The sequence below is a fragment of the Pseudomonas sp. DF5 genome (genome assembly GCF_058148225.1).
This window is the reverse complement of sequence record NZ_JBYVYM010000011.1, coordinates 68,388-95,117: the sequence shown is the minus strand read 5'-3', so window position 1 is coordinate 95,117 and position 26,730 is coordinate 68,388. Positions and strand designations below refer to the sequence as shown.

Genomic DNA, 26,730 nt, shown 5'->3' with positions numbered 1-26,730 from the left:
ACTCAAGGAATGTCACTCACACATGAACCAGATACCGTACACGGCGCACACCTTCACCAACTACCGCAAACTCGTTTCATTGGCTGATCATGATTGGGAGACCGCCGAAACCGGAAAAATCGCGGGGCTCAACGTTGAGATAAAAAGTGCCAACCGCATGCTCGATCAGTATGGGAGAGCGTTTCATCATTTCTGTACAACGTCATACCTGGGTCTGGATCACCATCCCGATATTCTCGACGGTGCCATGACCACGCTGTGGGAAACCGGCACACTTCGCATCGCCAATTCCAAGAACCGCTGCAAGCTGGCGATTCTGGACCAATACGAAACCGAACTGTCCGAGTTGTTCGGCGCCAGTTGCCTGAGCACTCTGTCGTGCAGTGCGGCGAGCGCCGGAATCCTGCCGTTGCTGGCCAGCGGCGTATTCACGGAAAATCGCCCTCCAGTGATGGTTTTCGACCGGTTGGCGCACTACTCGATGAATCACCTGAAAGCCGCCTGTGCCGATGAAACCACGGTCGTGACGTGCCCGCATAACGACATGGATTTCCTCGAGACACTGTGTCAACGGCACACCAGGGTCGCGTATATCGCCGACGGCGCCTACAGCATGGGCGGGGTTGCGGACATGGACAGCCTTTTGTATCTGAAGGACCGCTATGGGCTGTTTCTCTATCTGGACGACTCCCACGCACTTTCCGCTGTAGGAACATTCGGCGCCGGTCTCGTGCGTCCCAGGCTGCATACCCTGGATGATGACTGTCTCATTGTCGCCTCGCTGGCCAAGTCGTTCGGCGCCAGCGGCGGACTGGTGATGCTGGGCAGTGAACGGCAGAAGAAGCTCATTGCACGTTACGGCGGCCCCAGTAACTGGTCGCAAAGCCTGAACAGTGCAGCCATTGGCGCGGGCCGGGCATCCATCCAGCTACACCACACCCTGGAATTCGCCGCATTGCAGGAAAAGCTTCAGGTTAATATCCGCCTCTTCGACAGCCTCATACGAACCGGACAACACAACAGCAACATGGCGATTCGACTGGTCAATTGCGGTGAGGCATCGTTGGCCAACACCATCGCCATTGAACTGGCCAATCACGGATTCTTCACCTCGGCAGTCTTTTTCCCGGTAGTTGCACAAGACAAGGCAGCCATCAGAATCACCCTGCGCGCCGACATGGAGACGACGCTGATCCGCCATTTCTGTGAACTCATCACCGAGCTTTTACGCACGCACGGCCGGGACATCGGCAGCTGAAAAATCCAGGGAAGATCAAATGAAGAGCAGCACCACCCTCCTCATCACCTGCTGCACGGTTTTTCTCGCTCAATTGGGCATGAGCATTTACCTGTCGGCGCTGCCGGAAATTGCCGGTGATCTGTCCGCCGATGCCTCGCAGGTTTCATGGGGATTGGCGGTGTATCTGATCGGCATGGCGCTGCCGATGCTGTTCTGGGGCAGCCTGGGCCAGCGCATTGGTCGCAAGCCGGTGTTGCTCGCGGCGCTCGGCCTCTATGGGCTGGGCAACCTGGCCCTGCCCCTGGGCCAGACACTTGAATCGTTCCTGGTTTTTCGCCTGATTCAGGGGATTGGCGCCAGCGGGATTTCAGTCATGGCCCGGGTGCTGATCCGCGACAGTTTTCGCGGCGATCTGCTGGCCAAGGCGTTGTCCTGGATATCGATTTCCTTTGTGGTGGCGCTGGGCATCGGTCAATACTTGGGATCGATCATCCAGGTGACACTGGGCTGGCCAGCGATTTTCTACTTATTGGGTGGTGCGAGCCTGTTAATGGCGCTGGTAGTGGCACGGGTCATGTTCCCGATGCTGGCAGAAGAGAACACACCATCATCGGCCTGGACGAGCTACGGGCACATTCTGCGTCATCGGGCCTTCCTGTTTCCGGCCCTCGCCGGTGGCTTGGGGTATGGGGTGATTGTCGCGTTCAACACCGCTGCACCGCTGATTCTGCAAGGCGCCTTCAAGTGGTCGGCAGTGGAATACGGCTTGTTGGGCTGGCCCATCAGCGCGGCGTACTTTCTCGGGGCCGTGGCGGTCAATCGCTTCGTACTGCATACCGGTCAGCAATGGCTGATGACGGCGGGCGTCGGGCTGATACTGGCCGGCAGCGCAGTCATGTTGCTGGGTAGCCTCGCAGGCACGTCTATCGCGCTGCTGTTCTGGTTGCCCTATTGTTTTGCAGTATTCGGCCAATCGCTGATTTACCCGATCAGCCTGTCCCTGGCCAACCACGGTTCGCCGGTCGGCGGTGCTTATGCGATGGCATTGAGCGGTTTCATTCATCAACTGATGGCCGCCGTTATCGGTGGTATCGCCAGCCTGATAGCCAGCCAGCAGGCATGGCCGTTGTCGCTGTTGTGCACCTTGCTGGCCTTGGGCGCGCTGCTTTGCGTAGTGCTCGCGCCCGGCCGTCGAACCGCTTAGAACGCGCTGCGGAAAATCTCCTCGATCTGCCGCTGATCCGCCGCCCGTGGGTTGGTCAGTCCACAGGCGTCCTTGAGGGCATTGCCGGCAAGGACCGGGATGTCATTGAGCCTGGCACCGAGTTCACGCAAACCGGCGGGAATGTCCACATCCCTGGCCAGGCTGCGGATCGCCGCGATCGCCGCCTGCGCGCCCTCTTCCGGACTGAGCCCGCGAATGTCGGCCCCCATCGCATGGGCAACGTCGGTCAGGCGAGGGGCACAAACCAGCGCGTTGAAGCTCTGCACGTGAGGTAGCAGCACCGCGTTGCACACACCATGGGGCAGGTCGTAGAACCCGCCTAACTGATGGGCCATCGCGTGAACGTAGCCAAGGGACGCATTGTTGAACGCCATGCCCGCCATAAATTGCGCGTAGGCCATGTTTTCCCGAGCGATCATGTCACTGCCGTCCCGCACCGCCTGGCGCAGGTTGTCGCTGATCAATGTGATGGCTTTCAGCGCACAGGCATCGGTAATCGGGTTGGCTGCCGTGGAGACGTAGGCTTCGACGGCATGGGTCAATGCGTCCATGCCGGTGGCGGCGGTCAGGCCCTTGGGCATGGCGACCATCAGTTCCGGGTCGTTGACTGACAGCAGCGGCGTAACGTTGCGGTCGACGATGGCCATTTTTACGTGGCGCGATTCATCCGTGATGATGCAAAAACGGGTCATCTCGCTGGCAGTGCCGGCGGTGGTGTTGATCGCGATCAACGGTAGCTGGGGTTTGGCCGACTGATCGACACCTTCGTAGTCACGGATCGTCCCACCGTTTGTGGCGCACAAGGCGATACCCTTGGCGCAGTCGTGAGGCGAACCGCCGCCCAGAGACACCACGAAATCACAGCGACTTTCCTTGAGCAGGCCAAGGCCATGCTCGACGTTGGCGATGCTCGGATTCGGCTTGGCGCCGTCGAAGATCACCGAGTCGATGTCCTGCAACGCCAGTTTCTCGGCAATCCTCGATGCCACGCCAGCCTTGGCCAGCCCGGTGTCAGTGACGATCAGTGCCTTGCGAAAACCATACTTGCCAATGGCGTCCATGGCTTCGTCGAGGCAACCGGTGCCCATGATGTTCACGGCGGGAATGAAAAACGTACTGCTCATGCGCGAGTCTCCTGGCTGAAACCGAATCGGCAATGCCGATTCGGCGGGTGCGCACAGGGTCGACCGATCAGTCACGCGGTATGTTGATCTGGCTCAACGCCGGGGCGTGATAAAGTCGCCGTCCATCAGACCTTTTGCTTCGAGACGACAAACGCAATGACCGATTTCCAGGATGTCGATGCCCAACTTGAAGACTGGAACGCCTTGCGCACCACCGCCTCGTTCGGCGGCCTGCTGGTGGGTAACGGCGCCAGCCGCGCCGTGTGGGACGACTTCGGCTACGACTCGCTGTTCGAAAACGCCCGCACCGTCGAAGAAAAGCCCCTGAGCCAGTCCGAGCTGAGCGTGTTCGACGCAATGCAGACGCGCAGTTTCGAGCAGGTTCTCGGCGCGCTGAAAACCACCAGCCGAGTCAACAAAGCCCTGGCTGTCAGCTCCGCAGCACCGCGCAATCGCTATTACGCGATCAAGGAAGCGCTGATCAACACCGTGCACGCAGTGCACATCCCGTGGCGGCTGGTGAAGCCTTCGACGCTGGCGACGATCAATCAGGAACTGGGCAGCTATCGGACGGTGTTCACCACCAACTATGATTTGCTCAGCTATTGGGCGATCCAGCATCGACCGGACGTCATTACCGACCTGTTCCAGGGTGCCGAGCCCGGCTTCGATCTGAGCGCCAGCGCCACCGACAAACCACGTTTGCTGTACCTGCACGGCGGCCTGCATCTGGTGCGCAATCAGGACGGCACGGCGCGCAAATTGATGTCGACCGAAGGGACGTTGCTCGGCAATTTCGCGATCAACAATACGATCAAGACCCTCGACGACGTGCCGCTGTTCGTCAACGAAGGCCCGGCGCAGGACAAACTCAAGACCATTCGCAGCTCGGATTACCTGTCGTTCTGTTACGACCAGTTACTGGGCCATGGCGACGGGTTGTGCATCTTCGGGCATGCCCTTGGCGAGCAGGACAGTCACATCGTTCATGCGTTGCGCCTGGCGAAGCCGAAGGTGGTGGCGATCTCGATTTACCCGCGCAGCAAAGCGTTCATCCAGCATCAGAAACGGCATTACGCGAAGGTGTTCGAAGGGACGGGTGTGGAGTTGCGGTTTTTTGACTCGAAGACCCATGCGCTCGGTAACCCTAAGCTCACAGTTCCAGTCGAGGTTTAGGTCAAGATCAAAAGATCGCAGCCTTCGGCAGCTCCTGCGCTGTCGGAGGCTGCGATTTTTTTTATCGGCTAAATGCCCGCTGCGTTCTTTAAAGCTTCGCGCCGGAACGGCTGATCTTTCAGCACCTGAGCGATAAAGGTGTCTGCAATCAACTGCACATGCTCGAACTGTCCTCCGGATGCGTTGAATGCACCGCGCCAGGATTTGGTTTGGTTATGGACCGTGTAGACACCCAGCACCTCTGTCCCATGGCTGAGGCTAAAGATCAGCGTACTGTCCCAACTTACTGGCACCGGAACCAGAAACAGCGTGAAAGCGCTCAAAAACATCTGTGGCTGCAAGGCGCCGACATCGCTGTTGGCAATGACCAGCACATTGTAACCGTCAGCGCTTCGACCGGCCTTGACCTCGTTGAACGTACCGCGGCGGCGCAGTTCGTCCCGCAGCATCCAGCTGGGGAGCCCCATAACACTGACATTGATCGCCGGCAGTTGCTGGTTGTAATCAACCTCTGGGGCTTTAAGCGTATGGGTTGCCTGACAGCCGCCGAGCAGCAGGGTCAGCCACAGAAACAGTGCTTTGGTGCGCATTAAAGTTTTCCTGAGAGCATGGATTTGTAAACGGAGGAGCTCGCTCCATCCTCTTCGCGGATGAACGGCGTTGCCGAATAAAGGTTTGGCAGGTCCAGCCGTTGCAGTCCTGGTACTTGGGGATATTTCGCCCGCACCAACGCCGAGTCACGCTCAAGGTGGTCGCTGTGCAAAAAGAGGCAAGTAGAATGTCCGGGTGTCACGCAGCCCGCACGGAAATCACCGATGTAGTAAGCCTTGCCGGCTTCTAATTGAAACGGGATGGTGAAATCTTCCCGGCTCCAGGAAACCGAAGAGCCATGATCGAAGCGCAGGTTATAGAGTTCATAACGCCCGGGTTTGAGCGGCATGACAAACAGTGTGCCGATTCCGTGCCCGGTCTCGCGCACGTCCCGCGGTGTGCGAGCGTAAAACTCGTTGTGCAAACGCGCCGTGGCAAAGTTGTCGCTGCCTCGCTGGCGAATCATCAGCATTTGGTCCTGTGCGGTATTGACCGCCTTGGGCCAGATACCGACAACACCCACCACATAAGCCACGCCTGAGCCGGCGTTGGGCGTGAGTTCTTCGTCGATGTGAATCGGGGACATGCTGTGACAACCCGCCAGGCCCAGCAGCAATGTCAGTAGAGCAAAAACGCGGATCATGGAAGAAAACTCTCTTCAGTGAATATTTGAAGACGTCACGAAAGAGGGCTTGCAGAACCACTTCCATGTAATGGACGCGGAGAATAATGGAAATGATGGCACTTGGCCAGAATTCGGTCGCCAATGATTTGGCGACCGTTGATGGAAGGCATTTTCGATCAGAGCACCGGCAAGGTCTTGTCCTTGATCACCGTGGTCGGGCCGTTGGCCTTGACGCTGGCGATGCCTTTTTCCCGCGCGGCATCGGATGAGTAAGACTCGCTGCTGCCGATGATTTGATGGTTGGCAGCCTTGAGGTTGAAGTAAGGATGGCCGTCCTTGGTGCTTTTTTTCTCGTAGCGTTCATCCAGCGGGCTGTTGGCCTGGACCGAGGCGATTCCGCTATCGACCGCACCGCGCGTGGTGTACAGCTCACTGACCAGAATGGTTTCGGCGTTGGCCGCTTTCAACACAAACTTGAACTGACCATTGCTGGTTTTGCTCACTTCGTACCATCCAGACATGCTTGTTCTCCTTGGCGATTGAGAGGTTTCGCGCTTCAGAGTAAAGACCAAGCCAGGTTTTCTGTCGCCTGTACCGGCCTCTTCGCGGGCAAGCCTCGCTCCTACAGATATCTGTGATCGCGGATATCGCGTACATCCGTAGGAGCGAGGCTTGCCCGCGAAGGCGCCCCCGAGGCCGATACAAAAACCGCCCTACTTCACCACCGTCCGCACCACCGACAACTCAGGCGCCTGCACCCGGCGCTGGCTCAGGTAGCGCATGCAGCTGACCCGCAAGAACGAGGCGAAATTCACCACCTCGCCGCGGTAGTCCATCACCTCTTCATACAGTTTGGCGATCAACTGATTGGTGGTCATGCCGTCGACCTCGGCGATTTCGCTGAGGATGTCCCAGAACTGGTTCTCCAGCCGCAGGGTGGTCACCACCCCGCAGATGCGCAGCGAGCGGGAGCGCGATTCGTAGAGAATCGGATCGGCCTTGACGTAGAGCTCGCACATGGACAGGTCCCTCGTTACAGCGTGATTTTGGTGCCCAGCAACCCGAGGAAACCGGCCAGCCAGCTCGGGTGCGCCGGCCAGGCCGGGGCTGTGGCCAGATTGCCTTGAACGTGGCCTTCCGTCACCGGGATATCGATGTACGTGCCGCCAGCCAGGCGCACTTCCGGGGCACAGGCCGGGTAGGCGCTGCACTCGCGACCTTCAAGAATGCCGGCAGCGGCCAGCAATTGCGCGCCGTGACACACGGCCGCGATCGGTTTGCCAGCCTTGTCGAACGCTTGCACCAACGCCAGGACTTTTTCGTTCAGCCGCAGGTACTCCGGCGCACGACCGCCCGGGATCAGCAGCGCGTCGTAGTCCGCCGCATCGACCTTGGCAAAATCGAAGTTCAGGGCAAACAGGTGACCGGGTTTTTCGCTGTAGGTCTGGTCGCCTTCGAAGTCATGGATAGCCGTGCGCACGGTCTGGCCGGCGGATTTGTCCGGGCAAACGGCATGCACCGTGTGACCGACCATCAGCAGCGCCTGGAAAGGCACCATCACTTCGTAGTCTTCGACGTAATCGCCAACCAGCATCAGGATTTTTTTAGCAGCCATGGGGAGGACTCCTCTGGAAAATGCGTGGGCCTGCAGGAGTATTCAAGGTAGTCCTTATCCGGCGGGTCGGGTAATAACCAGTTACTACCTGATGGACCGCGTCATCGTTCATCGCGGGCAAGCCCGGCTCCCACAGGTACTGTGTTGTTCTTGAGGGCGATGCAAAACCTGTGGGAGCGGGCTTGCTCGCGAAGGCGTCCTCAAACTGTACGCCTATCTTTGCGCCTAGCTGTAACAGCGGCATGCCCCGCGTTTATGGCTAGATAAAGGCTCTTCCCGCCACCCTCGATACTGGTTGCCATCATGTCCTCGCGCGAAAACACCGGCATGGCCCTCGGCCTGATCGGCGTCGTTATCTTCAGCCTGACCCTGCCCTTCACACGGATCGTCGTGCAGGAACTGCATCCGCTGCTCAATGGCCTTGGCCGGGCGCTGTTCGCGGCGATTCCGGCTGCGCTGTTATTGCTGTGGCGCCGGGAAAAATGGCCCACCTGGAAACAGGTCAAAGGCCTGACACTGGTGATCGCCGGGGTCATCCTCGGCTTCCCGGTGCTGTCGGCCTGGGCCATGCAGACGCTGCCCGCCTCCCACGGCGCACTGGTCAACGGTTTGCAACCACTGTGCGTGGCGCTGTATGCCGCGTGGCTGTCCCATGAGCGTCCGTCGAAAGCCTTCTGGGCCTGCGCCGCGCTGGGCAGTGCGCTGGTGCTCGGTTATGCGCTGATCAGCGGCGCCGGCAGTATTCAGGCCGGTGACTTGCTGATGCTCGGGGCGATTGCCGTGGGTGGGTTGGGCTATGCCGAAGGCGGCCGGTTGGCCAGGGAGATGGGCGGCTGGCAGGTGATCTGCTGGGCGCTGGTATTGTCGACGCCGCTGCTGATCGGGCCGGTGCTGTACCTGGGGTTGCAACATCAGGGCGAGATTTCGACCAGGACCTGGTGGGCCTTCGGTTATGTCTCGCTGTTTTCGCAGTTCATCGGCTTCTTTGCCTGGTACGCCGGGCTGGCCATGGGCGGCATCGCCCGGGTCAGTCAGATCCAGTTGCTGCAGATCTTCTTCACCATCGCGTTTTCGGCGTTGTTCTTCGGTGAGCACGTCGAGCCGATTACCTGGCTGTTTGCCACCGGGGTGATCGTGACGGTGATGCTCGGGCGCAAGACCGCAGTGCGCCCGGCGCAACCGGGCACGTTACCGGCGGGGGTTCAGCTCAAGCCTTAGCGACCAGGAACCCATCAGCCCGCAGCAGGGTTTCCAGGCAATGTTCGCTGATGTGGTAGAAATCCTTCAGTTCCTGAATCTTCACCAACAACTGAGCCGGGTCCACCGGCTCGGCGCGTTTGACCGCCAGAATCATCTTGTTCTTGTTGGTGTGGTCCAGTGAGATGAACTCGAACACCTTGGTCTCGTAGCCGCAGGCTTCCAGGAACAACGCACGCAAACTGTCGGTGACCATTTCCGCCTGCTGGCCCAGGTGCAGGCCGTATTGCAGCATCGGCTTGAGCAGCGCCGGGCTCTGGATCTGCAGGCGGATCTGCTTGTGGCAGCACGGCGAGCACATGATGATCGCAGCGCCGGAACGAATGCCGGTGTGAATCGCATAGTCGGTGGCGATGTCGCAGGCATGCAACGCGATCATCACGTCCAGCTCGCTCGGCGCCACGCTGCGCACGTCACCGCATTTGAACACCAACCCTGGATGCTCCAGCTTCGCCGCCGCGCTGTTGCACAGTTTGACCATGTCTTCGCGCAGCTCGACGCCAGTCACCTCGCCCTCGGCTTTCAGGGTGTTGCGCAGGTAATCGTGGATCGCGAATGTCAGATAACCCTTGCCCGAGCCGAAATCCGCCACCCGCACCGGTTTGTCCAGCGCCAGCGGCGAGGAGGTCAGCGCATGGCTGAAGACTTCGATGAACTTGTTGATCTGCTTCCACTTGCGCGACATCGCCGGGATCAGCTCATGCTGGGCGTTGGTCACGCCGAGGTCTTTGAGGAACGGCCGGTTCAGGTCGAGGAAACGGTTCTTTTCGCGGTTGTGCTCGGCGGACGGCACTTCACGCAATTGCTGGGGTTTGCTCTTGAACAGCGAAGATTTGCCCTTTTTGCTGTATTCGAGCTGGGCTTCGTCGGTCAGTGACAGTAAATGCGCATTTTTGAACGATGCCGGCAACAGCGCGGCAATGGTCGCCACACCTTCGGCAATCGGCAGGTTCTTGGTGATGTCGCGGGTCTTGTATCGGTAGACGAAGGACAGGCACGGCTGATCCTTGACCGTCAGCTGCTTGATGATCAACCGCTGCAAGTCCGCTTCGCCACCAACGTACTTGGCCAGCACCAGTTTGATGAAGGCATTGGCATCCAGGCTGGTTTGCAGCAGGTCGATGAACTGGGCGTGGTGATCCGGCGCGAGGCTGGCGGGAGTGACGGTGACAGACATGGAAAAAACGGCCTCGGGCGGTGCGAATCGGGGAATGGCGGGTATTTTAGGGGGGATGCGGTTCAGGAACACTGTTATTTGCCAAACGGCAAAGATTCTGTGGCGAGGGAGCTTGCTCCCGCTCGGCTGCGCAGCAGTCGCAAAGCAGACAACGAGGTGTGTCTGACAGCGTGTGTTTGCCGGTTTTGGGGCCGCTTCGCAGCCCAGCGGGAGCAAGCTCCCTCGCCACAAAAGCTGCCGAAAGCTCGGGCCGCGTTCGGACGATTTTTTGATTCAGCTCAACACCACCAACCGATTCGGCAACTCATTGCGTACCTGTGTCACCGGCACGTGCACCTTGAGCAACTCGCCGCACGCCTCGATGCACGTCACAAACCCCTGCAACGTCTGCCCCTGCTTCACTTGCTGGGTAAACGTCGCCACAATCGCGTCCCAATTCTTGTTGTCCAGCCGTTTGGAAATCCCTTCATCCACCAGAATTTCCACATAGCGCTCGGCCTCGGAGACAAAAATCAGCATGCCGGTGCCGCCCACGGTGTGGTGCAGGTTCTGCTCCAGGAACTGCCGACGCGCCAGGTTCGACGCACGCCAGTGACGGACCGAGCGCGGGATCAGGCGCGTGGTGACTTTCGGAATCCGGAACACCAGGCACAACACGATGAAGCTGACCCATTGCACCAGCAACAGACTGTGCATGGTCAGCCAACCGGTCAGGTAATGCACGATACCCGGCACCACCAGCGCCAACAGGCTGGCCCAGAGCAGCGGGATATACGCATAATCGTCGGCGCGGGCCGCGAGCACTGTCACCAGTTCGGCGTCGGTGTCGCGCTCGACCCGGGCAATCGCCTCGGCGACTTTGCGTTGTTCGTGTTCAGTCAGTAATGCCATGTTTATGAATGCCTGCTCGCTATTGTTGTTGTGTTTCCTGCCGTGTCATCACCAGCCGCCCGACGAACCGCCGCCACCGAAACTTCCCCCGCCGCCACTGAAGCCCCCGCCTCCGCCGCCAAAACCTCCGCCACCAAAACCGCCCCGGCCTCTACCCCCTCCACTTGGCAGAATACCGAACATCTGGCCGACGAAGACCGTCAGGATAAACAGCAGCACCAGGAACACGAATACCCCCGGATGCCGCGCAACGAAATCGCTCTCCTGATTGCCACGCGGCTCATACACCGTCGACGGCTCGTTCAGCGGATTGCCCCCCAGCACCACCAGCATCGCCGAAACGCCATCACTGATGCCCTTGCTGAAATTACCGGCCTTGAACGCAGGCGTGATCACCTGATTGATGATCACCGAACTCTGCGCATCGGTCAGGCGATCTTCCAAGCCATAACCGACTTCGATCCGCAATTTTCGCTCGGCACGCGCGACGATCAGCAGCGCGCCGTTGTTCTTGTCCTTCTGGCCAATGCCCCAGTAGCGTCCCAGCTGATAACCGAAATCCGCGATGTCGGCGCCCTGCAGGTCCGGCAACGTGACCACCACCAACTGCTCGCCGGTGGATTTCTCGTGGGCATTAAGCTGCTGAACCAGCTGCTCGCGCACCGCTGGCTCGATCATTTGGGCGTTGTCCACCACCCGTCCGGTCAGTTCCGGAAACTTCAACCCGGCCTGGGCCGTCAGGGCAAATACCCAGAACAACAGCACCAGGCCCACTTTCAACACACGCATTGGCAACCTCATCCTTGGTGGCACTTCAAACCCGGTCCGGCGCCTACTTGAACTTCACTTCAGGCGCTTTCTCGGCTCCGGGGCTGGTGGCCTCGAAAGTTTCGCGGATCGGCAAGTCGCTGTACATCACGGTGTGCCACAAGCGACCGGGGAAGGTGCGAAGCTCGGTATTGTATTTCTGCACCGCGAGGATGAAGTCGCGACGCGCCACGGCGATGCGATTCTCGGTGCCTTCAAGTTGCGATTGCAGCGCCAGGAAGTTCTGGTTGGCCTTGAGGTCCGGATAACGCTCGGACACCACCATCAACCGACTCAGCGCGCCGGTCAGCTGATCCTGCGCCTGCTGGAACTGTTTGAGTTTTTCCGGATTGTCCAGCGTGCTGGCATCCACCTGGATCGACGTCGCCTTGGCCCGGGCTTCAATCACCGCCGTCAGGGTTTCCTGTTCGTGCTGGGCATAGCCCTTGACGGTTTCCACCAAATTAGGGATCAAGTCGGCGCGGCGCTGGTACTGGTTCTGCACCTGGCCCCAGGCAGCCTTGGCCTGTTCGTCGAGGGTCGGGATCGTGTTGATGCCGCAACCGGCCAGCAGTGTGGTCAACAACATCAAGGCTGCAACCTGCAGGCTCGACCGATAGGGGTGTCGTACATTCATCTGGTTGATGCTCCCTTGCACATTGCGTTGATAAAACAACCGGCGAACTCTGGGCCCGGCTCTTGGGGCATAATCTGCGCCGCTACTGGATTGCAGCGAGCCAATGGGCTAAAAGATGCCCAGCGAAAAAACAGTAAGAAGTGTGCTGCATTTTTCTGAGCAACACCCGAACAACAATAGTCGCTCCCAAAATTTTGGCTGACCGGCGCGTATTCATTGCCGCTTGGGCCTTTTGAGAAAAACATTCATGAAGAAGCTGTGTTTGCTGGGCCTGTTCGTCAGCCTGGCCAGTCATACCGTATTGGCCGCCACGACGCCCGCTCCGATAGAGAACAAGGACGCCTTCATCAGCCACCTGATGAAGCAGATGACCCTCGATGAAAAGATCGGCCAGTTGCGCCTGATCAGCATCGGCCCGGAAATGCCTCGGGAGATGATCCGCAAGGAAATCGCCGCCGGGAATATCGGTGGCACCTTCAACTCGATCACCCGCGCAGAAAACCGTCCGATGCAGGACGCAGCCATGCGCAGCCGGTTGAAGATCCCGATGTTCTTCGCCTATGACGTGATCCACGGCCACCGCACCATTTTCCCGATTCCCCTGGCCCTGGCCTCGAGTTGGGACATGGACGCCATTGGCCGGTCCGGGCGCATCGCCGCCCAGGAAGCCGCGGCTGACAGCCTCGACATCACTTTCGCGCCGATGGTCGACATCTCCCGCGACCCACGCTGGGGCCGCACCTCCGAAGGCTTCGGTGAAGACACCTACCTGGTTTCGCGAATCGCCGGCGTGATGGTCAAGGCCTTGCAGGGCAGCGGTGCGAACGCAGCCGACAGCATCATGGCCAGCGTCAAGCATTTTGCCTTGTACGGCGCGGTCGAGGGCGGTCGCGACTACAACGTCGTCGACATGAGCCCGGTCAAGATGTACCAGGATTACCTGCCGCCGTACCGCGCCGCCATCGACGCCGGTGCCGGCGGGGTGATGGTTGCGCTGAACTCGATCAACGGCGTACCGGCCACCGCCAACACCTGGCTGATGAACGACCTGCTGCGCAAGGAATGGGGCTTCAAGGGCCTGGCAGTCAGCGACCATGGGGCGATTTTCGAACTGATCAAACACGGCGTCGCCCGCGACGGTCGTGAAGCGGCGAAGCTGGCGATCAAGGCCGGCATCGACATGAGCATGAACGACACGCTCTACGGCAAAGAGCTGCCGGGGCTGCTCAAGTCCGGCGAGATCGAACAGAAAGACATCGACAACGCCGTGCGCGAAGTGCTCGCCGCCAAGTACGACATGGGCCTGTTCAAAGACCCGTACCTGCGCATCGGCAAGGCCGAGGATGACCCGGCCGACACCTACGCCGAAAGCCGCCTGCACCGTGCCGAAGCCCGTGATGTCGCGCGCCGCAGCCTGGTGTTGCTGAAGAATCAGGGCGACACCCTGCCCCTGAAGAAAACCGCGAAAATCGCCCTGGTCGGCCCACTGGCCAAGGCGCCGATCGACATGATGGGCAGTTGGGCCGCCGCTGGCCGTCCGGCGCAATCGGTGACCCTGTTCGACGGCATGACAAATGCCCTCGGCGCGCAGTCGACGCTGATCTACGCCCGTGGCGCGAACATCACCGACGACAAGAAAATCCTCGATTACCTGAACTTCCTCAACTTCGACGCCCCGGAAGTGGTGGACGATCCGCGCCCGGCCAACGTGTTAATCGACGAAGCGGTGAAAGCCGCCAAGGATGCTGATGTAGTAGTAGCTGCGGTGGGCGAATCCCGTGGCATGTCCCACGAATCGTCGAGCCGCACCGACCTGAACATCCCGGGCAACCAGCGCGAGCTGATCAGGGCGTTGAAAGCCACCGGCAAACCGCTGGTGCTGGTGTTGATGAACGGCCGTCCGCTGTCGATTCTCGAAGAGAAAGAGCAGGCTGACGCGATTCTGGAAACCTGGTTCAGCGGCACCGAAGGCGGTAACGCTATCGCTGACGTGCTGTTCGGCGACTACAACCCGTCGGGCAAGCTGCCGATCACCGTTCCGCGTTCGGTGGGTCAGATTCCGACCTACTACAACCACCTGAGCATCGGCCGGCCGTTCACTCCCGGCAAACCGGGCAACTACACCTCGCAGTATTTCGAAGACACCACCGGGCCGCTGTTCCCGTTCGGCTTCGGCCTGAGCTACACCCAGTTCAGCCTGACCGACATGGCATTGTCGTCGACCACGCTGAACAAGACCGGCAAGCTCGATGCCAGCGTCGTGGTGAAGAACACCGGCAAGCGTGACGGCGAAACCGTGGTGCAGTTGTACATCCAGGACGTGACCGGCTCGATGATCCGCCCGGTCAAGGAACTGAAGAACTTCCAGAAAGTGCTGCTCAAGGCCGGCGAACAGAAAGTCGTGCACTTCACCATCACCGAGGATGACCTGAAGTTCTACAACGCCCAGCTCAAGTACGCCGCGGAACCAGGCAAATTCAACGTGCAGATCGGCCTGGACTCCCAGGACGTGACGCAGCAGAGTTTTGAGTTGCTGTAACCGTTCAAACACTGCAAAAACCTGTGGGAGCGGGCTCGCCCGCGATGAGGCCATCACATTCAACATCATTGTTGACTGTCAGGCCGCCATCGCGGGCAAGCCCGCTCCCACAGTGTTTTTTAGTGTGACAACTATCCGCGCCGATCCAGCAGATTCACCACCACCCGATCCACCCATCCCCACACCCTTTGCTTGACCCGCCGCCACAACGGTCGGCGCTTCCACGCCTCCAGGCTGACTTCCTGGCTCAGGGTAAAGTCATTCTCGAAACTCGCCGCCACCGCCCGGGTCAGTCCGGGGTCCAGGGCTTCGAGGTTGGCCTCCAGATTGAAGCGCAGGTTCCAGTGATCGAAGTTGCACGAGCCGATGCTCACCCAATCGTCGATCAACACCATTTTCAGGTGCAGGAAACACGGCTGGTATTCGAAGATCTTCACCCCGGCCCTGAGCAGTCGCGGATAGTAGCGATGCCCGGCGTAGCGCACCGACGGGTGATCGGTACGCGGCCCGGTTAGCAGCAAACGCACATCGACGCCACGATTCGCCGCCCGGCGCAGCGAGCGGCGGACTTTCCAGGTTGGCAGGAAATAAGGCGTGGCCAGCCAGATTCGCTGCTTGCCGCTGTTCAGTGCGCGAATCAGCGATTGCAGAATGTCCCGATGTTGACGGGCGTCGGCATAAGCGACCCGGCCCATGCCCTCGCCCATCACCGGCACTCGCGGCAGGCGCGGTAAACCGAAGTGCGAAACGGGTTTCCAGGCACGCCGATAGCGGTTGGCGATCCATTGGCGGTCGAACAGCAATTGCCAGTCGATGACCAGGGGACCGGTGATTTCCACCATCACTTCGTGCCATTCGCAGGTGTCTTCGCCCGGTGACCAGAACTCATCGGTGACCCCGGTGCCACCGACGACCGCCAGGGATTGATCCACCAGCAGCAACTTGCGGTGATCGCGATAGAAGTTGCCCACCCAGCGTCGCCAGCTCAGCCGATTGTAAAAACGCAACTCGACCCCGGCGGCCATCAGGCGCTGACGCAAAGTCAGGGTGAAGGCCAGGCTGCCATAGTCATCGAACAGACAGCGTACCCGCACGCCACGCTCGGCCGCCTGGACCAGCGCCTGAACCATCGCCTCGGCGCACGCTCCCGCCTCCACCAGGTACAGCTCCAGTTCGACTTGCTCTTCGGCGCGCGCAATCGCCACCAGCATGCGCGGGAAAAACTGCGGGCCGTCGATCAGCAGTTCGAAGCGATTGCCTTCGCGCCACGGAAAAATTGCACCACGCATGTCAGCGCGCCGTGAAAATCAGCACCGCACCCACCGGTACCGACAGACTGATGGCCGACAAACCGGCGAGCTTGCGCAAGCTTTCCAGGCCTGGGGCCAGGTCGAAATCTTCGGCGCTGATCACCAAAGGCTCGAGGGTCACCACTTGAAAGCGCCGGTCATCGAGACGGGTCGCCAGCAGTTCGGCGTTGTATTGGTGTTGCTTGCCATGCAGGTTGACGGTCACCGGCAAACGCAATTCCAGTTGCGCACCGGGTGCCAGGTCGTTGATTGGCCGCAAATCGATTTGCGTGGTAATCAGCGCCTCGGGAAACGTCTGGATCTGGAACAGTTCCTTGCGCATGCGTTCGTCACGCAGCGGAATGCCGCTGTTGACTGACTCCAGCTCGACTTCTACCTCGGCCAGCCCCTTGGGGTCGACCTTGCCATGCAGCACCAGAAAGCGCTGCACTTCGGAGATGTTGGCGTTTTTGGTGCTGACAAACGACAGCCGCGAGGACTCGCCGTCCAGATACCAATTGGCCTGGGCCGACACGGTGACACCGGCCAGCAGCAGGGAAGCGAGGGTTTTGCAGATGAACCGCTTGAACATAGAAACTCGGGGGCAGATAAACCTGAGCGAACCATAACTGTCCGCGAGGGAGTTGCAAACCTGTAGCCGCTGCCTTCGGCAGCTGCTACAGGGGAAAGTTCAGGGTTGCAGGCGACATCCCTGCCGTTCGCCAACCCAAGCGGCGTTGTTGCTGCGCCCCATACCGCCGACCGTCACCCGCTTGCTCGCGGCATCATCGACGAACACGCTGGTGGGTAAATACTGCTTTACGTAACCCTGGCAATACGCCGCCGGATTGTTCATCACGTAACGGCACGAGCAGTATTCCTTGGCAGTGTAGGCGCTGATGATGTCCGGGAACGCCCACAGCGCCACGCGCTCCTGCCAGCCCCAGCCGAGCAACGCGATCAGCAGCACCAGCAACAATGTGCTGAACGGCCGACGGCGAATAAAACTGCGACGGCTCATGGCTGCACCTTCATGGCAAACGCCTTGAGCGCGAGTTTGAGCAACTCGTTGTGCCGGTAACTTCCATCACGATCATCGCCGTAGCGGACGATCACCAGTTTTTCGCTGGGAATCACATACATCGCCTGGCCCCAATGGCCCAGCGCGGCGAAGGTGTCGACGGGCGCATCGGGCCAGGGTTGTGCTGCACCGTCCGCCGCTCGATTGAGCCACCAATGGCCGCCGGGCACCGCTTCATCCTGGTTGGCTCGGTAGCGGGCGAACGGCTCGCGGCTGAAGTCGACCCACGCCTTGGGCAGCAGCTGCCGCTCGCGCCAGCGACCGTCGCGCGCCATCAACAGACCGACCCGTGCCAGGTCCCGGGCGGTGAGGTAGGCATAGGACGAAGCGACAAATGTCCCCGTGGCATCCGCCTCCCAAACCGCGCCGCGAATCCCCAAGGGTTCGAACAATGCGGTCCACGGATAATCCGGATAACGGCTTGGGCCGACGATATTTTTCAACGCGGCGGCCAACAAGTTGCTGTCGCCGCTGGAGTAACGGAAGGCCTGACCGGGCCTGGCGTATGCGTCGTGGTCGGCGGTAAACGCAGCCATGTCGCGATGACCTCGGGTGTAGAGCATCGCCACCACCGAGGACTTCAACGGTGCGTACTCATAGTCTTCCTGCCAATCCAGGCCAGAGGCCCAGTGCAGCAAGTCGGCCATGGTCATGGCGGGATGTTTTTCCAGCGCTGGATAGAACTGCACCACCGGGTCCTGCAATTTGAACAGACCTTCGCCATAAGCCACGCCGAGCACCGTGGCCATCAGGCTTTTACTGATCGACCAGGTGAGGTGCGGGGTGTCGGCGCGGGTTGGATCGGCGTAGCGCTCATAGACGAGTTGGCCGTCATGGATCACCAACAGGGCATCGGTGCGGATGCCCTCGCGGGTGGTGTCGTCGCGGGGTGGAAAAGCGTAGTTTTCCAGGGCCTGAACGGCTGGGCCGGTGACTGTCGGCCCCGTTGGCCACTGCTCGGCCGGCCAGTTTTCGGCCTGCGCCGTGAGGCTGAGCAGCAGAGTGATAGTCAGGGACAGGCCTTTGAACATGGTGGGAGGCTCGGAGAATGAACCTGCAGAGCCTAGTCGAGCTTGATGACAGTTTTGGAATTTGCGTCGTCCAAGAGATCGCCTTCGCGAGCAAGCCCGCTCCCACAAGGGATTGTGGTGAGCACAAAATGTGTGAACACCGCAGATCAACTGTGGGCTTGCTCACGAAGGGGCCCGTCAGCCCAACGAATATGCCGCCAACGCCTTGGCCAACCGCTTGCCCCGCGCCCCTGCCGCCAGATCCATCACCGCCTGATCGCGCTGCCACATTGCCGCCCACTGCGGCGGGCCGTCGGTCATGGCCTGATTCACTTCAGCCTTGAGCCCATCGAACTGCGCAAACAAACCGCCCAGCAACACATGCCCGGCCGGGTTGTTCGGCGCCTGGCGGCTGACTTCCGCGCACCCGGCCAGCAGCGCCAGTAAACGCAGTTGCAAGGTGTGCGGCCAGTCGTTGTCCTGACCAATGCCGAACAGCCACGCGGTCATGGCGCTCAGCACATAAATGTCTTCCAGGGTGCGGAACGGTTTGACGTAAGCATCCCAGCCATCCCCCGCCAGCAATTCGCACAGCGCGTTGTCGAGAAACAGCCGACCGTGGCTGATCTCGGGCATCAACGGCAACGGCGCGAGTTTCTCCAGACGCACGCCCGGTTCACCGGGGTAAACCACTGCCAGACTCAGGCGCGGGTCGCTGCCTGGCTCTTCGCTGCGAGCGGCGACCAGCAGCCAGTCGGCGGCATCGCCAGCGGTGACAAAATCCTTGCGTCCGCTCAGACGCAGATCCCGCAGCCGGGTCTGCATGTCCGCCACCCGCAAGCTGCGCTGCTCGGTCGCGCACAACGCACCGAGGCTCAGCGGCGCGCTCGGCCAGAGCATCCGCAGCGCCGCCTGATACCCCACCAAAAACGCCAACCCCGGTGTCGCCATCAGCCGTCCTCCAGCCACCGCCAGATCGAATGGCGTGACCGTGCCCAAGCGGTGCAGCAAGGTCGCGAAACCTTCGCCAAGGTCGGGGTCGGCGGGCAGGCGATCGCTGCGGTTCAACAGGGTTTGCCAGGGCATAAGAGGCTCCTTGTGGGCTGTCATATAAGCATCACCAAAGCTTCATGGCGATGACACCGGGGCTACATAGCCTGACTTTGCACAACACGGCTGCATAAAGAAAGTCGATCGGCTGCAACCCAAGACGGGTGGCCAGCCCGTACGGAGATTCGCAATGACTCAGATCGCCCGCATCAGCGACACCGGCAATGAACGCCGCCTGCAAGCCGAACGCCTGGTGGGCGCCGAGGCGCTGCAGGAAGCCCAGGCCTTGCGCTTCAACGTGTTCAGCGGCGAATTCAACGCCAGGCTGAAAGGCGCGGAATTGGGTCTGGACATGGATGACTATGATGTTCACTGCGCCCACATCGGCGTACGTGACTTGAACACCGGGCGCCTGGTGGCGACCACTCGTTTGCTCGACCACACGGCCGCCAGCAGCCTGGGCAAGTTCTACAGCGAAGAAGAATTCAGCCTGCATGGCCTGGTTCATCTGAAAGGCCCGATCCTGGAAATCGGTCGCACCTGCGTCGACCCGGCTTACCGCAACGGCGGCACCATCGCCGTGCTCTGGGGTGAACTGGCCGAAGTGCTGAACCAGGGCGGTTATAGCTATCTGATGGGATGCGCGAGCATTCCGATGCAGGACGGCGGTATCCAGGCTCACGCAATCATGCAACGTCTGCGCGAACGCTACCTGTGCACCGAACATCTGCGGGCCGAGCCGAAGAAGCCGTTGCCAACGCTGGCTATTCCATCGAACGTCATCGCTGAAATGCCGCCGCTGCTCAAGGCCTATATGCGCCTGGGGGCGAAAATCTGCGGCGAGCCGTGCTGGGACGAAGACTTCCAGGTGGCCGACGTGTTCATCCTGCTCAAGCGCGACGAGCTCTGCCCGCGTTACGCCAAGCACTTCAAGGCGGCTGTGTAATGAGCCGTTTACGGGTGTACGCGCGAATTGCGCGAGTGCTGATGGTGGTGGCGCTGGGCTTGAGCATGGCCAGTGTGTTCGGATTATTCGAGCGGCTGGGGATTGCCCATTCGATGGTCCGCCGCCAGCGCTGGTCGCGGTTTTTCATGGCGCGGCTGAGCAATGCCCTGCCCTTTCACGTCACCGTCCATGGTCAATTGCCGAAGGCGCCGATGCTCTGGGTCAGCAACCACGTGTCCTGGACCGACATTCCACTGCTGGGCATGCTCACGCCGCTGTCGTTCCTGTCCAAGGCCGAAGTGCGCACCTGGCCGGTGGCGGGCTGGTTGGCGGCCAAGGCTGGCAGCCTGTTCATTCGCCGTGGTTCAGGCGACAGTCAGTTGATCCGCAAACAGATGACTCGCCATCTGGAACAGGAACACCCGCTGCTGATGTTCCCGGAAGGCACCACCACCGATGGTCGTTCGCTGCGCACATTCCACGGTCGTTTGCTGTCCGCGGCGATCGATTCCGAAGTGGCGCTGCAACCAGTGGCGATTCGTTATCTGCGCAACGGCGAGCTGGATACCCTGGCACCGTTCATTGGCGATGATGATTTGCTGTCACACCTGATGCGCTTGTTCGCCAATGATCGGGGTGAGGTGGAGATTCATCTGCTCAAGCCGATCGAGTGCCAGGACCGGGAACGCGCGGCGCTGGCGTTCGAGGCGCAGCAGGCGGTGCAGAAGGCGTTGTTTGGTGAAGTCGCGAAACCTGCCGAGCCACGGCGTGCCGGCGAACTGATCGCCGCCTGATTTTGCGTTTGTAGGATTGGTGTCAGCGGTTTTGTGCGAAGTCTTGAAGCTGCGGATAGAACAACCGGAAATCCTCGCTCAACGGTTCATACAACCGCCGCAACTCCTGCATTGCCGCGGCCAGCTCCTCGGGCCGCGTCAGTCGCCGTGAAATCCCCCGCAGCACCTGCTCAAGCACTTCGAATTCCTGATAAGCCCCCAACCAGTCATTGGCCACCATGTGCGGTGCAATCTTCGCCAGGCGCTCCGGCAACTGCGGCTCGGCCAGCAGCACCCGGTAAACATCCGAGGTGAACTGCGTAAGCGGACGGTCGGCGTACAGCGCCCAGTCCCGCGCCAGGCAATGGTCGAAAAACACGTCGAGCACGATCCCGGCGTAACGCCTGCGCATGATGGAAAACCGCGACAAGGCGATGTCCACCAACGGATGGCGATCGGTAAACACGTCAATGCTGCGATGCAACTGGATGGCCGTTTCGATCTCCGGATCGAACTGCCCTTGCAGCCGTCCCTTGACGAAGTCGCCATACAGACTGCCGAGCATTTGACCGGGGCGTTGGCCACCGAGGTGCAGATGTGCGAGATAGTTCATGGGCGCAGCTTAGCACCGCCTCACCAATATCGTTATAACCCGATATACCGATTTATGAAGTCATCAGACCGAAATCATATTGGTATATCGCGAAATACCGATTTAAAGTTCGCCCCATCGCGATATAACGTTTTACTCATCACGAGTCCCAAGCCATGAACCTCGACCTCGACGAAATAATAAAAGCCCTGGCACACCCGGTACGGCGAGAAATCCTGCACTGGCTCAAAGACCCGACCGTCGAATTCCCCGACCAGACCCACAGCAACGAGCACGGCGTCTGCGCCGGGCAGATCGATCAACGTTGCGGTTTGTCGCAGTCCACGGTGTCTGCACACCTGGCAACCCTGCAACGCGCCGGCCTGATCAGCAGCCGCAAAGTCGGCCAGTGGCATTTTTTCAAACGCAACGAGGAAACCATCCAGGAATTCCTCCGCACCTTCAGCAAAGAGCTCTGACCCTTTACGTCAGTACGCCGATAAGGAATCAACCATGCCCCTCTCGCTAATCATTCTGGCCTTGAGCGCCTTCGCCATCGGCACCACCGAGTTCGTCATCATGGGCTTGCTGCCCGATGTGGCGGCGGACCTCGGCGTGTCGATCCCCGGCGCCGGCTGGCTGGTGACCGGTTACGCCCTGGGCGTGGCCATCGGCGCGCCGTTCATGGCACTGGCCACCGCCAGGCTGCCGCGCAAGGCCGCATTGGTAGCGTTGATGGGGATTTTCATCGTCGGCAACCTGCTCTGCGCCCTGGCCAGTGACTACAACGTCCTGATGTTTGCCCGTGTGGTCACCGCCCTGTGCCACGGCGCGTTCTTCGGCATCGGTTCGGTGGTGGCGGCAGGTCTGGTGCCGGCCAACAAACGTGCGTCGGCCGTGGCCCTGATGTTCACCGGCCTGACCCTGGCCAACGTCCTCGGCGTACCGCTGGGCACCGCGCTCGGCCAGGAAGCCGGCTGGCGTTCGACCTTCTGGGCAGTGACCGTGATTGGTGTGATTGCGCTGATCGGTTTGATCCGCTTCCTGCCGGCCAAGCGCGATGAAGAGAAACTCGACATGCGCGCCGAACTGCGCGCCCTCAAGGGGGCCGGTATCTGGCTGTCGTTGAGCATGACCGCCTTGTTCGCCGCGTCGGTCTTCACCTTGTTCACCTATGTCGCCCCCCTGCTGGGCGAAGTCACCGGTGTTTCCCCGCGCGGCGTGACCTGGACTCTGGTGCTCATCGGCCTGGGCCTGACGGTCGGCAACATCATCGGCGGCAAGCTGGCTGACAAAGGCATGGCGGCGACGTTGATCGGCGTGTTCATCACCATGGCGGTGGTCTCCACCGTGCTGACCTGGACCAGCGTGGCCCTGATCCCGACCGAAATCACCCTGTTCCTCTGGGCCACCGCGTGCTTTGCCGCCGTGCCGGCCCTGCAAGTCAACGTGGTGACCTTCGGCAAGGCTGCACCGAACCTGGTGTCGACCCTGAACATCGGCGCCTTCAACGTCGGCAACGCACTCGGTGCCTGGGTCGGCGGCAGCGTCATCGCCCACGGCTTCGGCCTGACCCGCGTGCCGCTCGCGGCCGCCGCACTGGCGGTGCTCGCCCTGCTGGTGACCCTGATTACTTTCCGTCAGAGCGGCGACCCCGAACTGGCCCCTGTTACTTCTAACTGATCTCCAAAAGAGAGCTATTAAATGACGACTATTTTCGATCCGATCAAACTGGGCGACCTCGAGTTGGCCAACCGCATCATCATGGCACCGCTGACCCGCTGCCGCGCCGACGAAGGCCGTGTGCCGAACGCGCTGATGGCCGAGTATTACGTGCAGCGCGCCTCTGCCGGCCTGATCCTCAGCGAAGCCACGTCGGTTACGCCGATGGGCGTCGGTTACCCGGACACTCCCGGCATCTGGTCCAACGACCAGGTGCGCGGCTGGAGCAACGTGACCAAAGCGATCCACGGCGCGGGCGGCAAAATCTTCCTGCAACTGTGGCACGTGGGTCGGGTTTCCCACCCTTCGTACCTGAACGGCGAAGCACCGGTCGCACCGAGTGCGATCCAGCCTAAAGGCCATGTCAGCCTGGTTCGTCCATTGGCCGACTACCCAACCCCGCGCGCCCTGGAAACCGCTGAAATCGCCGACATCGTCGACGCTTACCGTGTGGGGGCCGAGAATGCCAAGGCCGCCGGTTTCGACGGCGTGGAAATCCACGGCGCCAACGGTTACCTGCTCGACCAGTTCCTGCAAAGCAGCACCAACCAGCGTACCGATAACTATGGCGGCTCCCTGGAAAACCGTGCGCGCCTGTTGCTGGAAGTGACTGACGCTGCGATCGAAGTCTGGGGCGCTGGTCGCGTCGGCGTGCACCTGTCACCGCGCGCCGATTCCCATGACATGGGCGACGACAACCTGTCCGAGACCTTCACCTACGTTGCTCGTGAACTGGGCAAACGCGGCATCGCGTTCATTTGCTCTCGTGAGAAAGAAGGCGCCGACAGCCTCGGCCCGCAATTGAAAGCAGCCTTCGGCGGCCCGTACATCGCCAACGAGCGTTTTACCAAGGACAGCGCCAACGAGTGGCTGGCCAGTGGCAAGGCTGACGCGGTGGCATTTGGTGTGCCATTCATCGCCAACCCGGACCTGCCGGCGCGCTTGAAGGCCGACGCGCCGCTGAACGAGCCGCGTCCGGAACTGTTCTACGGCAAGGGCCCGGTCGGTTATATCGACTATCCGACGTTGTAAGCCTCAACCATTGAAATGCAAAAGCCCCGGCTCTTTCGAGTCGGGGCTTTTGCATTTGGAAGATCAAAAGATCACAACCTTCTGCAGCCTTGCAGCCTGCTCATTCACACTCATTCACACATGCGACACAAAATCCCTACAAAATACGTAGCTCGCTACCTATCAACCTGGCGAACGTACGTATATAAAAGCACCCGATTACATAAAGGCGAGCGAAGTAGCAAGATTCCCCGCTTCGAGTATTGACATAAACGGATCCAATTACGCATTTTGTTTCATTTGCGCAGACTGGGACTCAAGCGCAGCATATCCAAACCTGTATCGACCCAACGCTCGGCTTCGGCGTGCAGTTGGAAACTCTCGGGCGCCAACAGCCACTGATACAGGATGCCATCGATGTATGCATGCAGGCTGATGGCCGCGCGGGCAGTGTCGAGGTCTTCCGGCAACTGACCCCTATTCACTGCATTACTCAGAGCCAGCGCGATTCGCACATTGCAATCGAGATTGACCGTTCGGCGCTGCTGGCGCAGGTCGCACATTTCATCGGTGAATTCGCACTTATGAAACAGAATCTCGTTGATGCGTCGGGTTTTCGGGTCCATGGCAACTTGATGAAACAAATGAATCAGCAGTTTGCGCATGCAGCCCAGCGGGTCGAGTTCGTCTTCGCTTTCACTGGCCTTGGCCATTTCATTCAACGGCTCGTGCAAGGTATCGAGCATCGCCTGCAACAGATCCGCCTTGTTACTGAAATGCCAGTAGATAGCCCCGCGAGTCACACCGGCCAGGGTGGCGATATCCGCCAGCGTCGTGCGTGCCACGCCTCGCTCGAAAAAGGCTTTTTCTGCCGCTTCGAGTATCTGGCTTCGGGTTTCTTGAGCTTCCTCTTTGGTGCGACGGACCATGGCAGTACAACCTCAATCAGGGGGCCTCAGCGATGTCTGAATATCCGCTGAATAAAAGTGGAACGAGCGCTCTCGGGCTTCGTCTCCGGCCTAAAATTCGAACCTTTGAACGGCTTTTGTAACGGTGTGGGTACGCCGCCAAGGTATTTACAAACAACCATGAATGTAAGTATATTCCTTAGCAAGCTACTTATCCACCCGGTAGAATTTTTTTACCCTTTCACCTTTCTTGTGCGCTATTTGCGCGCCTGACCCGAGGATCTTCATGCAATTCAAGCCAGCTGTTACCGCTCTGGTTACTGCCGTCGCCCTGGCATCGCTGCTCAGCGGATGTAAAAAGGAAGAGGCGGCACCTGCCGCACCCACCCCTCAGGTCGGCGTCGTAACCCTGCAACCACAAGCCTTCACCCTGACGTCTGAACTTCCGGGGCGCACCAGTGCGTTCCGCATCGCCGAAGTTCGCCCACAGGTCAATGGCATCATTCTCAAGCGACTGTTCAAGGAAGGCGGCGACGTCAAGGCTGGTCAGCAGCTGTATCAGATCGACCCGTCGGTTTATGAGGCGACCCTGAAAAGCGCCGAAGCCAACCTGCGTTCGACCAAGTCGATCTCCGACCGCTACAAGCAACTGGTCGACGAGCAAGCTGTCAGCCGCCAGGAATACGACACGGCACTGGCCAACCGCCTGCAATCGGAAGCCTCCCTGCAGACCGCTCAGATCAACGTGCGCTACACCAAGGTCTACGCACCGATCTCCGGTCGCATCGGTCGTTCGTCGGTGACGGAAGGCGCGCTGGTCAGCAGTGGCCAGAGCGACGCCATGGCCGTCATCCAGCAACTGGACCCGATCTATGTGGACGTGACCCAGTCCTCGGTGGAGCTGCTTGAGTTGCGCCGTGAACTGGAAAGCGGTCGTCTGCAAAAAGCCGGCGACAATGCCGCCGCGGTCAAGCTGACCCTGGAAGACGGCAGCCAGTACGCAGTGGACGGCAAGCTCGAGTTCTCCGAAGTCTCGGTTGACCAGACCACCGGTTCCGTGACCCTGCGCGCGGTGTTCCCGAACCCTGATCACACCCTGCTGCCGGGCATGTTCGTTCACGCTCAGTTGCAATCCGGGGTGAATAGCGCGGCGATTCTGGCTCCGCAACAAGGCGTGACCCGCGACCTCAAAGGCACCCCGACCGCGCTGGTCGTCGGTCCGGACAACAAGGTCGAACTGCGTCAGCTCAAGGCCAGCCGTACTGTCGGCAACCAATGGCTGATTGAAGACGGCCTGAAGGCAGGCGATCGCCTGATCACTGAAGGGCTGCAATTCGTCAGACCTGGTGTTGAAGTCAAGGCCACTGAAGCCACCAACGTCAACGCCAAGAGCCCGGTCCCCGCACAGGCAGCCAAAGTCGCTGTCGGCGGCAAAGGGGAGTAA

28 protein-coding genes are annotated in these 26,730 nt (G+C 60.2%); 11 read left to right on the top strand and 17 right to left on the bottom strand.

Annotation, left to right across the window (positions count from 1 at the left end):
- The first annotated feature begins 22 nt into the window (after nt 1-22).
- Together AC30D7_RS12465 and AC30D7_RS12460 are read left to right on the top strand one after the other, a co-directional pair.
- Nucleotides 23-1,258 carry an aminotransferase class I/II-fold pyridoxal phosphate-dependent enzyme gene (locus AC30D7_RS12465; RefSeq protein ID WP_490134250.1) on the top strand — a complete coding sequence of 412 codons (1,236 nt, stop codon included), beginning with the start codon at nt 23-25 and terminating at the stop codon, nt 1,256-1,258.
- Between the two features lie 19 nt (nt 1,259-1,277).
- The gene (locus AC30D7_RS12460; protein WP_490134249.1) at nt 1,278-2,444 is read left to right on the top strand and encodes an MFS transporter; all 1,167 of its coding nucleotides are present in this window, start codon (nt 1,278-1,280) and stop codon (nt 2,442-2,444) included.
- On the opposite strand, the gene yiaY is transcribed toward AC30D7_RS12460, so the two are convergent.
- The gene (gene yiaY, locus AC30D7_RS12455) at nt 2,441-3,589 is read right to left on the bottom strand and encodes an L-threonine dehydrogenase (RefSeq protein ID WP_490134248.1); all 1,149 of its coding nucleotides are present in this window, start codon (nt 3,587-3,589) and stop codon (nt 2,441-2,443) included. The two genes, AC30D7_RS12460 and yiaY, sit on opposite strands and share 4 nt — an antisense overlap.
- Nucleotides 3,590-3,745: 156 nt before the next feature.
- On the opposite strand from yiaY, the gene AC30D7_RS12450 reads away from it, so the two are divergent.
- Nucleotides 3,746-4,765: a DUF4917 family protein gene (locus AC30D7_RS12450; RefSeq protein ID WP_490134247.1), complete on the top strand. Its 1,020-nt coding sequence runs from the start codon at nt 3,746-3,748 to the stop codon at nt 4,763-4,765.
- A 68-nt stretch (nt 4,766-4,833) separates the two neighbouring features.
- Here AC30D7_RS12450 and AC30D7_RS12445 read toward each other — a convergent pair whose 3' ends face one another.
- From AC30D7_RS12445 to AC30D7_RS12425, 5 genes are all read right to left on the bottom strand, one after another.
- A complete protein-coding gene (locus tag AC30D7_RS12445; RefSeq protein WP_490134246.1) occupies nt 4,834-5,355 on the bottom strand; it encodes a hypothetical protein in 522 nt (173 codons plus the stop codon).
- Nucleotides 5,355-5,999, bottom strand: coding sequence for a hypothetical protein (locus AC30D7_RS12440; protein ID WP_490134245.1), 645 nt, complete (start codon nt 5,997-5,999; stop codon nt 5,355-5,357). The genes AC30D7_RS12445 and AC30D7_RS12440 overlap by 1 nt, the downstream gene beginning before the upstream one ends.
- A gap of 158 nt (nt 6,000-6,157) precedes the next feature.
- Nucleotides 6,158-6,502: a YegP family protein gene (locus tag AC30D7_RS12435; RefSeq protein WP_490134244.1), complete on the bottom strand. Its 345-nt coding sequence runs from the start codon at nt 6,500-6,502 to the stop codon at nt 6,158-6,160.
- Nucleotides 6,503-6,694: 192 nt separating this feature from the next.
- The gene (locus tag AC30D7_RS12430) at nt 6,695-7,000 is read right to left on the bottom strand and encodes a ribbon-helix-helix domain-containing protein (RefSeq protein WP_019580887.1); all 306 of its coding nucleotides are present in this window, start codon (nt 6,998-7,000) and stop codon (nt 6,695-6,697) included.
- A gap of 14 nt (nt 7,001-7,014) precedes the next feature.
- On the bottom strand, nt 7,015-7,596 hold the full coding sequence (locus tag AC30D7_RS12425; protein ID WP_105348322.1) for a DJ-1/PfpI family protein: 582 nt from the start codon (nt 7,594-7,596) through the stop codon (nt 7,015-7,017).
- A gap of 303 nt (nt 7,597-7,899) precedes the next feature.
- Here AC30D7_RS12425 and AC30D7_RS12420 point away from each other — a divergent pair, with 303 nt between their 5' ends.
- Nucleotides 7,900-8,814 carry a DMT family transporter gene (locus AC30D7_RS12420; protein ID WP_430954140.1) on the top strand — a complete coding sequence of 305 codons (915 nt, stop codon included), beginning with the start codon at nt 7,900-7,902 and terminating at the stop codon, nt 8,812-8,814.
- On the opposite strand, the gene AC30D7_RS12415 is transcribed toward AC30D7_RS12420, so the two are convergent.
- The 4 genes from AC30D7_RS12415 to AC30D7_RS12400 form a co-directional block, all read right to left on the bottom strand.
- The gene (locus AC30D7_RS12415) at nt 8,804-10,030 is read right to left on the bottom strand and encodes a class I SAM-dependent methyltransferase (RefSeq protein ID WP_490134243.1); all 1,227 of its coding nucleotides are present in this window, start codon (nt 10,028-10,030) and stop codon (nt 8,804-8,806) included. The genes AC30D7_RS12420 and AC30D7_RS12415 overlap by 11 nt on opposite strands.
- A 273-nt stretch (nt 10,031-10,303) precedes the next feature.
- Nucleotides 10,304-10,921: a TPM domain-containing protein gene (locus tag AC30D7_RS12410; RefSeq protein WP_018926845.1), complete on the bottom strand. Its 618-nt coding sequence runs from the start codon at nt 10,919-10,921 to the stop codon at nt 10,304-10,306.
- Between the two features lie 48 nt (nt 10,922-10,969).
- Nucleotides 10,970-11,710: a TPM domain-containing protein gene (locus AC30D7_RS12405; protein WP_490134242.1), complete on the bottom strand. Its 741-nt coding sequence runs from the start codon at nt 11,708-11,710 to the stop codon at nt 10,970-10,972.
- 43 nt (nt 11,711-11,753) lie between these two features.
- Nucleotides 11,754-12,365, bottom strand: a complete 612-nt coding sequence (locus AC30D7_RS12400; RefSeq protein ID WP_490134241.1) for a LemA family protein — start codon at nt 12,363-12,365, stop codon at nt 11,754-11,756.
- 247 nt (nt 12,366-12,612) lie between these two features.
- On the opposite strand from AC30D7_RS12400, the gene bglX reads away from it, so the two are divergent.
- The gene (gene bglX, locus AC30D7_RS12395) at nt 12,613-14,904 is read left to right on the top strand and encodes a beta-glucosidase BglX (protein ID WP_490134240.1); all 2,292 of its coding nucleotides are present in this window, start codon (nt 12,613-12,615) and stop codon (nt 14,902-14,904) included.
- Nucleotides 14,905-15,035: 131 nt separating this feature from the next.
- Here bglX and AC30D7_RS12390 read toward each other — a convergent pair whose 3' ends face one another.
- The 5 genes from AC30D7_RS12390 to AC30D7_RS12370 all read right to left on the bottom strand — a co-directional run bounded on the left by AC30D7_RS12390 (nt 15,036) and on the right by AC30D7_RS12370 (nt 19,370).
- Nucleotides 15,036-16,193 carry a phospholipase D-like domain-containing protein gene (locus AC30D7_RS12390; RefSeq protein ID WP_490134239.1) on the bottom strand — a complete coding sequence of 386 codons (1,158 nt, stop codon included), beginning with the start codon at nt 16,191-16,193 and terminating at the stop codon, nt 15,036-15,038.
- Between the two features lies 1 nt (nt 16,194).
- Nucleotides 16,195-16,785, bottom strand: a complete 591-nt coding sequence (locus tag AC30D7_RS12385) for a YceI family protein (protein WP_028939271.1) — start codon at nt 16,783-16,785, stop codon at nt 16,195-16,197.
- Between the two features lie 99 nt (nt 16,786-16,884).
- Nucleotides 16,885-17,214 (bottom strand): amidase, encoded by a 330-nt coding sequence (locus AC30D7_RS12380; protein WP_490134238.1) that lies wholly within the window; start codon nt 17,212-17,214, stop codon nt 16,885-16,887.
- Nucleotides 17,211-18,305, bottom strand: a complete 1,095-nt coding sequence (locus AC30D7_RS12375; RefSeq protein ID WP_490134237.1) for a serine hydrolase domain-containing protein — start codon at nt 18,303-18,305, stop codon at nt 17,211-17,213. The genes AC30D7_RS12380 and AC30D7_RS12375 overlap by 4 nt, the downstream gene beginning before the upstream one ends.
- 177 nt (nt 18,306-18,482) lie before the next feature.
- Entirely contained in the window at nt 18,483-19,370 is an 888-nt protein-coding gene (locus AC30D7_RS12370; RefSeq protein WP_490134236.1) for an acyl-CoA dehydrogenase middle domain-containing protein, read from the bottom strand.
- A gap of 154 nt (nt 19,371-19,524) precedes the next feature.
- Here AC30D7_RS12370 and olsB point away from each other — a divergent pair, with 154 nt between their 5' ends.
- Nucleotides 19,525-20,280 (top strand): L-ornithine N(alpha)-acyltransferase, encoded by a 756-nt coding sequence (olsB, locus tag AC30D7_RS12365; protein ID WP_305411414.1) that lies wholly within the window; start codon nt 19,525-19,527, stop codon nt 20,278-20,280.
- A complete protein-coding gene (locus tag AC30D7_RS12360; protein ID WP_490134235.1) occupies nt 20,280-21,074 on the top strand; it encodes a lysophospholipid acyltransferase family protein in 795 nt (264 codons plus the stop codon). The genes olsB and AC30D7_RS12360 overlap by 1 nt, the downstream gene beginning before the upstream one ends.
- A gap of 22 nt (nt 21,075-21,096) precedes the next feature.
- Here AC30D7_RS12360 and AC30D7_RS12355 read toward each other — a convergent pair whose 3' ends face one another.
- Nucleotides 21,097-21,666 (bottom strand): acyl carrier protein phosphodiesterase, encoded by a 570-nt coding sequence (locus tag AC30D7_RS12355; protein WP_490134234.1) that lies wholly within the window; start codon nt 21,664-21,666, stop codon nt 21,097-21,099.
- Between the two features lie 155 nt (nt 21,667-21,821).
- Between AC30D7_RS12355 and AC30D7_RS12350 the strand changes: the two genes are divergently transcribed.
- Genes AC30D7_RS12350 through AC30D7_RS12340 form a run of 3 tightly spaced genes read left to right on the top strand, consistent with a single transcriptional unit; the run spans nt 21,822 to nt 24,399 of the window.
- On the top strand, nt 21,822-22,124 hold the full coding sequence (locus AC30D7_RS12350) for an ArsR/SmtB family transcription factor (protein ID WP_105348352.1): 303 nt from the start codon (nt 21,822-21,824) through the stop codon (nt 22,122-22,124).
- Between the two features lie 34 nt (nt 22,125-22,158).
- Nucleotides 22,159-23,328 (top strand): MFS transporter, encoded by a 1,170-nt coding sequence (locus AC30D7_RS12345; protein ID WP_490134233.1) that lies wholly within the window; start codon nt 22,159-22,161, stop codon nt 23,326-23,328.
- Nucleotides 23,329-23,349: 21 nt separating this feature from the next.
- Entirely contained in the window at nt 23,350-24,399 is a 1,050-nt protein-coding gene (locus AC30D7_RS12340; protein ID WP_490134232.1) for an alkene reductase, read from the top strand.
- Between the two features lie 275 nt (nt 24,400-24,674).
- Here the strand turns inward: AC30D7_RS12340 and emhR are convergent, their stop codons facing one another.
- The gene (emhR, locus tag AC30D7_RS12335) at nt 24,675-25,307 is read right to left on the bottom strand and encodes an efflux system transcriptional repressor EmhR (protein ID WP_490134231.1); all 633 of its coding nucleotides are present in this window, start codon (nt 25,305-25,307) and stop codon (nt 24,675-24,677) included.
- Between the two features lie 265 nt (nt 25,308-25,572).
- Between emhR and emhA the strand changes: the two genes are divergently transcribed.
- Nucleotides 25,573-26,730 (top strand): efflux RND transporter periplasmic adaptor subunit EmhA, encoded by a 1,158-nt coding sequence (emhA, locus tag AC30D7_RS12330; protein ID WP_490134230.1) that lies wholly within the window; start codon nt 25,573-25,575, stop codon nt 26,728-26,730.